This is a genomic window from Actinoplanes sp. ATCC 53533 (genome assembly GCF_003947245.1).
This window is the reverse complement of sequence record NZ_QHHV01000014.1, coordinates 111,965-118,578: the sequence shown is the minus strand read 5'-3', so window position 1 is coordinate 118,578 and position 6,614 is coordinate 111,965. Positions and strand designations below refer to the sequence as shown.

Annotated in this window: 7 protein-coding genes; 4 read left to right on the top strand and 3 right to left on the bottom strand. The window is 73.6% G+C overall.

Annotated features, from left to right (window positions below; translation table 11 throughout):
- Positions 1-350 (bottom strand): winged helix-turn-helix domain-containing protein (locus DMB66_RS05535; RefSeq protein WP_199752021.1); only part of this gene is annotated, 350 nt, incomplete at its 3' end.
- A 110-nt stretch (positions 351-460) separates the two neighbouring features.
- Here DMB66_RS05535 and DMB66_RS05530 point away from each other — a divergent pair.
- The 4 genes from DMB66_RS05530 to DMB66_RS05515 all read left to right on the top strand — a co-directional run bounded on the left by DMB66_RS05530 (position 461) and on the right by DMB66_RS05515 (position 5,543).
- Positions 461-1,675, top strand: a complete 1,215-nt coding sequence (locus DMB66_RS05530; RefSeq protein ID WP_125802910.1) for an SGNH/GDSL hydrolase family protein — start codon at positions 461-463, stop codon at positions 1,673-1,675.
- Positions 1,675-3,195, top strand: coding sequence for an FAD-dependent monooxygenase (locus DMB66_RS05525; RefSeq protein ID WP_125802909.1), 1,521 nt, complete (start codon positions 1,675-1,677; stop codon positions 3,193-3,195). The genes DMB66_RS05530 and DMB66_RS05525 overlap by 1 nt, the downstream gene beginning before the upstream one ends.
- Positions 3,196-3,370: 175 nt before the next feature.
- Complete coding sequence (locus DMB66_RS05520) at positions 3,371-4,189, top strand: glycosyltransferase family 2 protein (protein WP_125802908.1); 819 nt, start codon at positions 3,371-3,373, stop codon at positions 4,187-4,189.
- A 1-nt stretch (position 4,190) separates the two neighbouring features.
- Positions 4,191-5,543 (top strand): glycosyltransferase family A protein, encoded by a 1,353-nt coding sequence (locus DMB66_RS05515; protein ID WP_158647147.1) that lies wholly within the window; start codon positions 4,191-4,193, stop codon positions 5,541-5,543.
- Here the strand turns inward: DMB66_RS05515 and DMB66_RS05510 are convergent, their stop codons facing one another.
- Together DMB66_RS05510 and DMB66_RS05505 are read right to left on the bottom strand one after the other, a co-directional pair.
- The gene (locus tag DMB66_RS05510) at positions 5,544-5,843 is read right to left on the bottom strand and encodes a hypothetical protein (protein WP_125802906.1); all 300 of its coding nucleotides are present in this window, start codon (positions 5,841-5,843) and stop codon (positions 5,544-5,546) included.
- 145 nt (positions 5,844-5,988) lie between these two features.
- Positions 5,989-6,534 (bottom strand): DUF4190 domain-containing protein, encoded by a 546-nt coding sequence (locus DMB66_RS05505; protein WP_125802905.1) that lies wholly within the window; start codon positions 6,532-6,534, stop codon positions 5,989-5,991.
- Positions 6,535-6,614: the final 80 nt, after the last annotated feature.

Sequence of the window (6,614 nt, the reverse complement as noted above, 5' to 3'; positions counted from 1 at the left end):
AGGCGGTCCCGGCCGGCGGCGGCGAGCCGCTCGAAGCGCAGCGCGTCCACGTCGGCCGCGGCCACGTCCAGCCGGTAGCCGCCCGCGACCTGCGCGACGTCGCCGGCCGAGCCGAGGGCCCGGCGCAGCCGGGAGACGAGGGTCTGCAGGGCGTGGGCCGGGCCGGCCGGCAGGTCCTCGGCCCAGATCGCGTCGACCAGCACGCCCGGGTCGACCGCGCGGCCGCCGGCGAGCGCCAGCCGGGCGAGCAGGCCCTGCAACCGCGCACCCGGAACGGGCAGGCCGGCATCACCGCGGGACACCTGAACGGCGCCGAGCAGCGTGACGCGAAGCCGCGCATCCCCATCCATTCCCCGATCTTCGCAGGGCGGTCGTGTCAGTGCCGTGTGTGCCCCGTGTGAGCGGCCCGGCTCACTCTTCGCAGGCCGCACCACCACCACGAACAGATGGAGACAACCAGATGACCGAGACAACCGACGCCACCGGCTGGGTCCGGAGCTGGGGTGCCTCGCCCCAGGCGGCCCACGACGGGATCGGCTCGCTCGACGACCACCCGCCCCTCGCCGACGTGACCCTGCGCCAGGTGGTGCGCATCAGCGGCGGCGGCCGCCGGGTGCGCATCCGCTTCACCAACGAGTTCGGGACCGCGCCCTGCACCATCGGCGCGGCGCGGGTCGGCCTCGCGGCGCCCGGCGGCGGGGTGCGGCCGGGCAGCGAGCGCGTGCTGACCTTCTCCGGCGCGCCGGCTGTCACCGTCCCGGCGGGCGCGCCGATCCTCAGCGACCCGGTCGACCTGCCCCTGCCCGCCCTCGCCAAGCTGTCCATCAGCCTCTACCTGCCGGGGCGCGTGGAAACCTGCACCTGCCACGACCCCGCCCTGGAGACCGGCTGGACGATCCCGGGCGACGCCGTCGCCGCCCCCACCCTGCCGGCGAACGCCGAGGTTCTGCCGGTGCGGGCCCTGATCTCCGCCGTCGAGCTGCTCCCCGGCGTCCCGGCCAGAGCCGTCGTCGTGGTGGGCGACTCCCGCACCGACGGTGCCGGCTCCACCCCGGACACCAACCACAGCTGGCCGGAGCTGCTCGCCGAACGTCTCGCCGGGCGGGACGTGGCCGGCTACGTCTGCAACCAGGGCATCAGCGGCAACCGGATGCTCAACGACGGCATCGGGGCCGCCGCCCTGGCCCGCTTCGACCGTGACGTGCTGGCGACGCCGGGCCTCGGCCACGTGGTGCTCTCCGTGGGCGGCAACGACATCGTCATCTCCTTCGCCCCCCGCGACGACGACAGTCCGCTGACCGATTTCCTGAAGATGTTCCCCGGCGCGCCGGTGACCGCGGACGACGTCATCGCGGGCTACCGCCAGCTGATCGCCCGGGCGCACGAGCGCGGCGTGCGGGTCTACGCCACCACGATCGCGCCTTACGGGGGCACGGAGATCCACACACCGGCGGGCGAGAGCGCACGCCAGGCGGTCAACGAATGGATCCGCACCGGCGGCGCCTTCGACGCGGTGCTGGACTTCGACGCCGTCTGGCGTGACCCGGACCGCCCCAGCCGGATCAGGGAGGACTTCCACGCCGGTGACCACCTGCACGGCAACGACGCGGGATACCGGGCCCTGGCCGACTCCATCGACCTGTCGCTGTTCGGCCTTCGGGAAGGGGATCTCTGATGCACGACGTGGTGATCGTGGGCGCCGGCCCGGTCGGTCTGTTCCTCGCCTGCGAGCTCGGCCTCGCCGGCTGCTCCGTCCTGGTGCTTGAGCGGGAGCCGGAGCCGCACTCGCCGCGGAAGGCGAACCCGCTCGGGATGCGGGGCCTGTCCGCCGGGTCGGTCGAGGCGTTCTACCGCCGCGGGATGCTGCACCCGCTGCTGGCAGCGTCGGGCGTCGACGACGATCCCGGCGCGAACCCCGACGCGGACGAGCCGCCGCCCCCTCGTGCGGTGGGCCACTTCGCCGGCATGATGCTCGATCCGGCCAAGGTGGACGTCGCCGCCCTGCCGTTCCGGCTTGCCGGCCCGGCGCTGGAGGGAGTGATGACAAGCCTCGAAGCGGTCGAGGCGGTGCTGTCCGAGCGGGCCGCCAAGCTCGGCGTGGAGGTCAGGCGCGGCGTCACGGTCTCGGCCGTCACGCAGGACGATGAGATCGTGGTCGCGCGGGCCGGCGAGCACGCGTACGCGGCGCGCTGGCTGGTCGGCTGCGACGGCGGGCGCAGCGCGGTGCGCGGGCTCGCGGGCTTCGACTTCGCCGGCACCGAGCCGCAGTTCACCGGATATGCCGTGCACGCCACCATCGCCGATCCCGAGAAGCTGCGCCCCGGGTTCACGCTGACGCCGGCCGGCATATATCTCCGGACGCCCCTGGCAGGGCACATCGGCATGATGGACTTCGACGGCGGCGCGTTCGATCGCGCGCAGCAGCCGACCCGCGACCATATCCAGGCGGTTCTGCGCCGGCTGTCCGGCACCGACGTGACGCTGAGCGCCGTCCACCTCGCCTCGAGCTTCACCGACCGGGCGATGCAGACGACGACCTACCGGCAGGGTCGCGTCCTGCTCGCGGGCGACGCCGCGCACATCCACTCTCCCCTGGGCGGGCAGGGACTCAACCTCGGCATCGGCGACGCCATGAACCTCGGCTGGAAGCTCGCGGCGGCCGTGCACGGGCACGCGCCGGACGGGCTTGTCGACACCTACACCCACGAGCGCCATCCGATCGGCGCCCGGGTGCTCGACTGGTCGCGGGCCCAGGTGGCGGTGATGAGGCCGGGCTCGCACGCCCCGGCGATCCAGGAACTGATCCGCGACCTGATGGGGACCCGGGACGGAACGACCTACGTGTTCGAGCGGATGTCGGGATTGTCGAACCGCCACGACCTCGGCAGCGACCAGCCGCTGGTCGGCCGCAACGCCCCGGACCTTCGCCTGGCGGACGGCACCCGCCTCGGCGACCTGATGCCGGACGGACGGGGCGTCGCGCTCGATTTCAGCACCGACCGCTCCCTGCGCGGTCCGGCGACGGGCTGGAGGAGCCGGATCCGCTACGTGGCCGGGCCGGCGAGGAACGACCTCGGATCGGGCGCGGTGCTCGTCCGACCGGACGGCATCGTCGCCTGGGCAGGCGACCGCGATCCCGACCGTGCGGCGTTCGAACGGGCCGCCGGCCGCTGGTTCGGTGGTCCGGCGGCCTGAACCTGAGGACGGCGCGGTCCGTGGGCGTCCGGTCCGGAGATCCGTGCCGCGGAATCAAGTCCTACGCTCGGACATAGATGCTGGCCAGTTTTCCCATGGGCCGGCCGCGTCGGCGGTGCGACGATGCAGGTGTCGCTGACGGAGCGGAGGGGGGACCGTGGTCGGTTTAGGTGTCGTGATTCCGACGCACCACGGCTCGGCCCTGCTCGATCGCAGCATGCGCTCGCTGGCCCGGCAGACCCTGGCCCGCGACCTTCATGTCGTGGTGGCCGTGAACGACAGCCGCGCCGACAGCTATGACCGGGCCGTCGAGCTGGCGCCCGCGCTCCGGGTCGCCGGCATTGTCTGCACGGTCATCCGCACTCCCCCGGGCCGGTCCGCGGCGTTGCGGGCCGCCGACCGCCTGCTGCCGCCCGGCGCCCGGCTCTACCTCGACCAGGACGCCGCGCTTTCGCCGCGCGCGGTCGCCACGCTGCTCGCGGTGCTGGCGCCCGGCACCGGGGTCCACTTCGCCGTGCCGAGGTTGCGCCTGGCGCCGGCCCGGAGCGCGGTGACCCGGGCATACTTCCGGATCTGGCGCGAGCTGCCGTACATCCGGCGGTCACCGGCGACGTGCGGGGCGTACGCCGTCTCGGCCGAGGGCCGGTCGCGCTGGAAGGAGCTGCCCGACCTGCACTCCGACGACAAATGGGTGCGGTGGCACTTCGCGCCCCACGAACGCCTGGTGGCCGCCGCCGAGTGGTACGAGGTCGTGGCGCCCGACGGCCTGGTGGATCTGCTCCGCGCGCGGCGCCGCTACCAGCGCGGCAACCGGGAGCTCGTGGGCCTCGCCGCGCAGCCGCCCTACTCGGACGACCACATCCGGCACCACGGGATCGTGCGTTCGTTGCTGGCGAAGCCCGCGGCGTGGCCGTCCGCGGCCGTCTTCCTGGCCGTGCATGCCGCCGGCAGGGTGACGCCCGGCTGGCTCGGCCGCCGGGCCGGCAGTGACTGAGGTGAGTGGACAGATCGACGTCGTGGTCCCGGCCCACAACGAGCAGGCCCTGCTCGGACGGTGTCTGGGAGCGGTCGTCGGCGACGCGCGCGGCCTGGACGTCCGGGTCATCGTGGTGGCGAACGGGTGCGACGACTCCACCGTGGACATCGCCCGCGCGGCGGGCGACGACGCCGCGGCGAACGCCGACGTCGAGCTCGTCGTGGTGGAGCTGGCGGTCGCGTCCAAACCGGCCGCGCTGAACGCGGCGAACGACCACCTCCGCGGCGGCCCGGTCGTCTATCTCGACGCGGACACGGTGCTCACCCCCGGCACGTTGGGCGCCCTGCTGGCGGCGATGGCGGCGGCCGGCGGGCCGGTCATGGTGGGACCGCGGCCGATCCTGGTCCGCCCCGGTGACCGGCTCGGCCGGGGGTTCGCCGCCGTCTGGTCGCGCCTGCCATCGGTACGGGGTGACGTGATCGGCGGCGGCTGTTACGCGGTCAACGCCCAGGGCCGGCAACGGTGGAGCGTCTTTCCGGACGTGATCGCCGACGACGCCTACGTCCGCTCGCTGTTCACCGGGAACGAACGCACGGTCGTCGACGGGGGCGGGTTTCTGCTCGTCCTGCCGGCCGGGCCGGAGCTGAGCCGGGTGCTGGCGCGATGGCGCCAGGGCAACGCCGAGCTGGGCGAGTCCGCGTCGCCGGCCGCGGGCGGCCACCGCAACGCCCGGGCGGTGCTCGCCGCGCCTGAGCTGTGGCGCCACGTCCCCGCCTTCCTCTGGGTGCAGGGAGCCAGCCGGTTGCACCGCCGCCGGCGGTGGGCGCGGGCGGACAGCGTACGGGCGCCGGGCGCGTCGCCTCCCGACGAGCTGGTGGCGATCGGCGCGGGCGGGGACGCGGTCGGCGAGTTGCGCGCCCTCGCCGTCAGGTTCCCCGCTGCCGGGCTCTACGGCGGACCGGCGACCCGGCCGACGCTGCGCCGCGCGATCGCCTTCTGCCTCGGCCTGACCGCCCTCGAACGGCAGCCGCCGGTGGTCCTCGTCCGGCGCGCCCTGCTGCGGCGGCTCGGTGGCATCGACGCCCGTTTCGGTGACCATGGTGCGGTGCTCGACCTGTGCCTGCGTGCCGGCCGGTTGGGGATCACGCCGTTGGCCATCCCGATCCGGTGCGGCAAGCCGGACCGGGACGTCGTGGCTGTCCTGCGGGATGAGATCCTGCTGCACCGCGAGCACCTGCCGGCCGGGGCAGGCTGGCTCGCCTGCCGCACGCTCGTCCTCGGGGTCCGCCTCAGAGCGCTGCTCCGCCCGGCCCCGTCGTGGGCAACGGCATGGGAGCACCGCGCCGAGTGGGCACGGCGCCCGCGTCCCTGATCAGATCCGGGTCCCGGTGACCTTTCCCTCGCCGGCCTGCGCCGAGGTGAAGACGCCGAACAGGGTGTCGCCGGAGACGGTCAGCTCGAAGTGGAGCCTCGCCGGGGCCGGGTCGTGAATCTCGATGTCGTAGGTGAGCACGTCGCCGTCGAAGCTACCGTCGACGATGGCCGCCGTCAGCCCGTCGGACCTGCTGCTCGTCCCGGTCACCACGTTTCCGGCGACCGTCAGGCTCAGCGTCGCGCTCACCGTCCCGTCCGGCCTCGAAACAGCCAATTCCCACTCTTGCTGCGCATTCATCGTTTCTCCCCTGGTGACGTGAGGTTGCCACCATATGGGGTGCGATCTTGCCCCGACCAGGGACAAATGTCCCGGCTCGCCCGGTCACCGCCCGCCCACGGCCATGGGGGCGGGCGGTGACCGGGCGGCGGTCAGCCGCGCTTGCTCAGCCGCCGATGGTGCACAGCGAGTCGATGGTCGCGCCGTCCGCGGCGATCTTCTCCTGGAGGCCCGCCGGCAGCTTGCCGGTCGCGATGCCGTCCCGCATCTGCGCGTAGTCGTCGGCGAGGGCCGTCATCGCCGCGCGCACGTCGTCGTGCTTGGCCTTCGCCGCGGCTGCGTTGAGGCCGTCGATCGTGGTCTTCAGCGAGGCGGGGTCGACGCTGGTGCCACCGCTGACGATCGCTGCCTTGCCGGCGACGCAGCCCGGGTCGGCCAGCGTCGAGTTGGCGGCGAGGACGACGGCCGTCGTGGCGCCGCCGATGATGAGCGTCGAGACGATCAAGCCGGCGACCGCCAGGCCGCGGCCCTTGCTGCGGCCCTTGCCGGTCTTGAAGACGGCGATCAGGCTCAGGATGAAACCGACCGGCGCCATCAGGAAGGCGAGGATGAGTCCGGCGATGGCCAGGCCGCTGGTGCCCCGCGGCGGTGGCGGCGGGGCCTGATAGCCCTGCTGGTCATAGGGGTGGGGACGCTGCTCGTCGAGCGACATTGTCTATAGTCCAATCCGAGAAATTCGAGCGTTCTGCGCCACGCGACCATAGTGGTTGCGCGGTCGGATTTCCGCCCCGT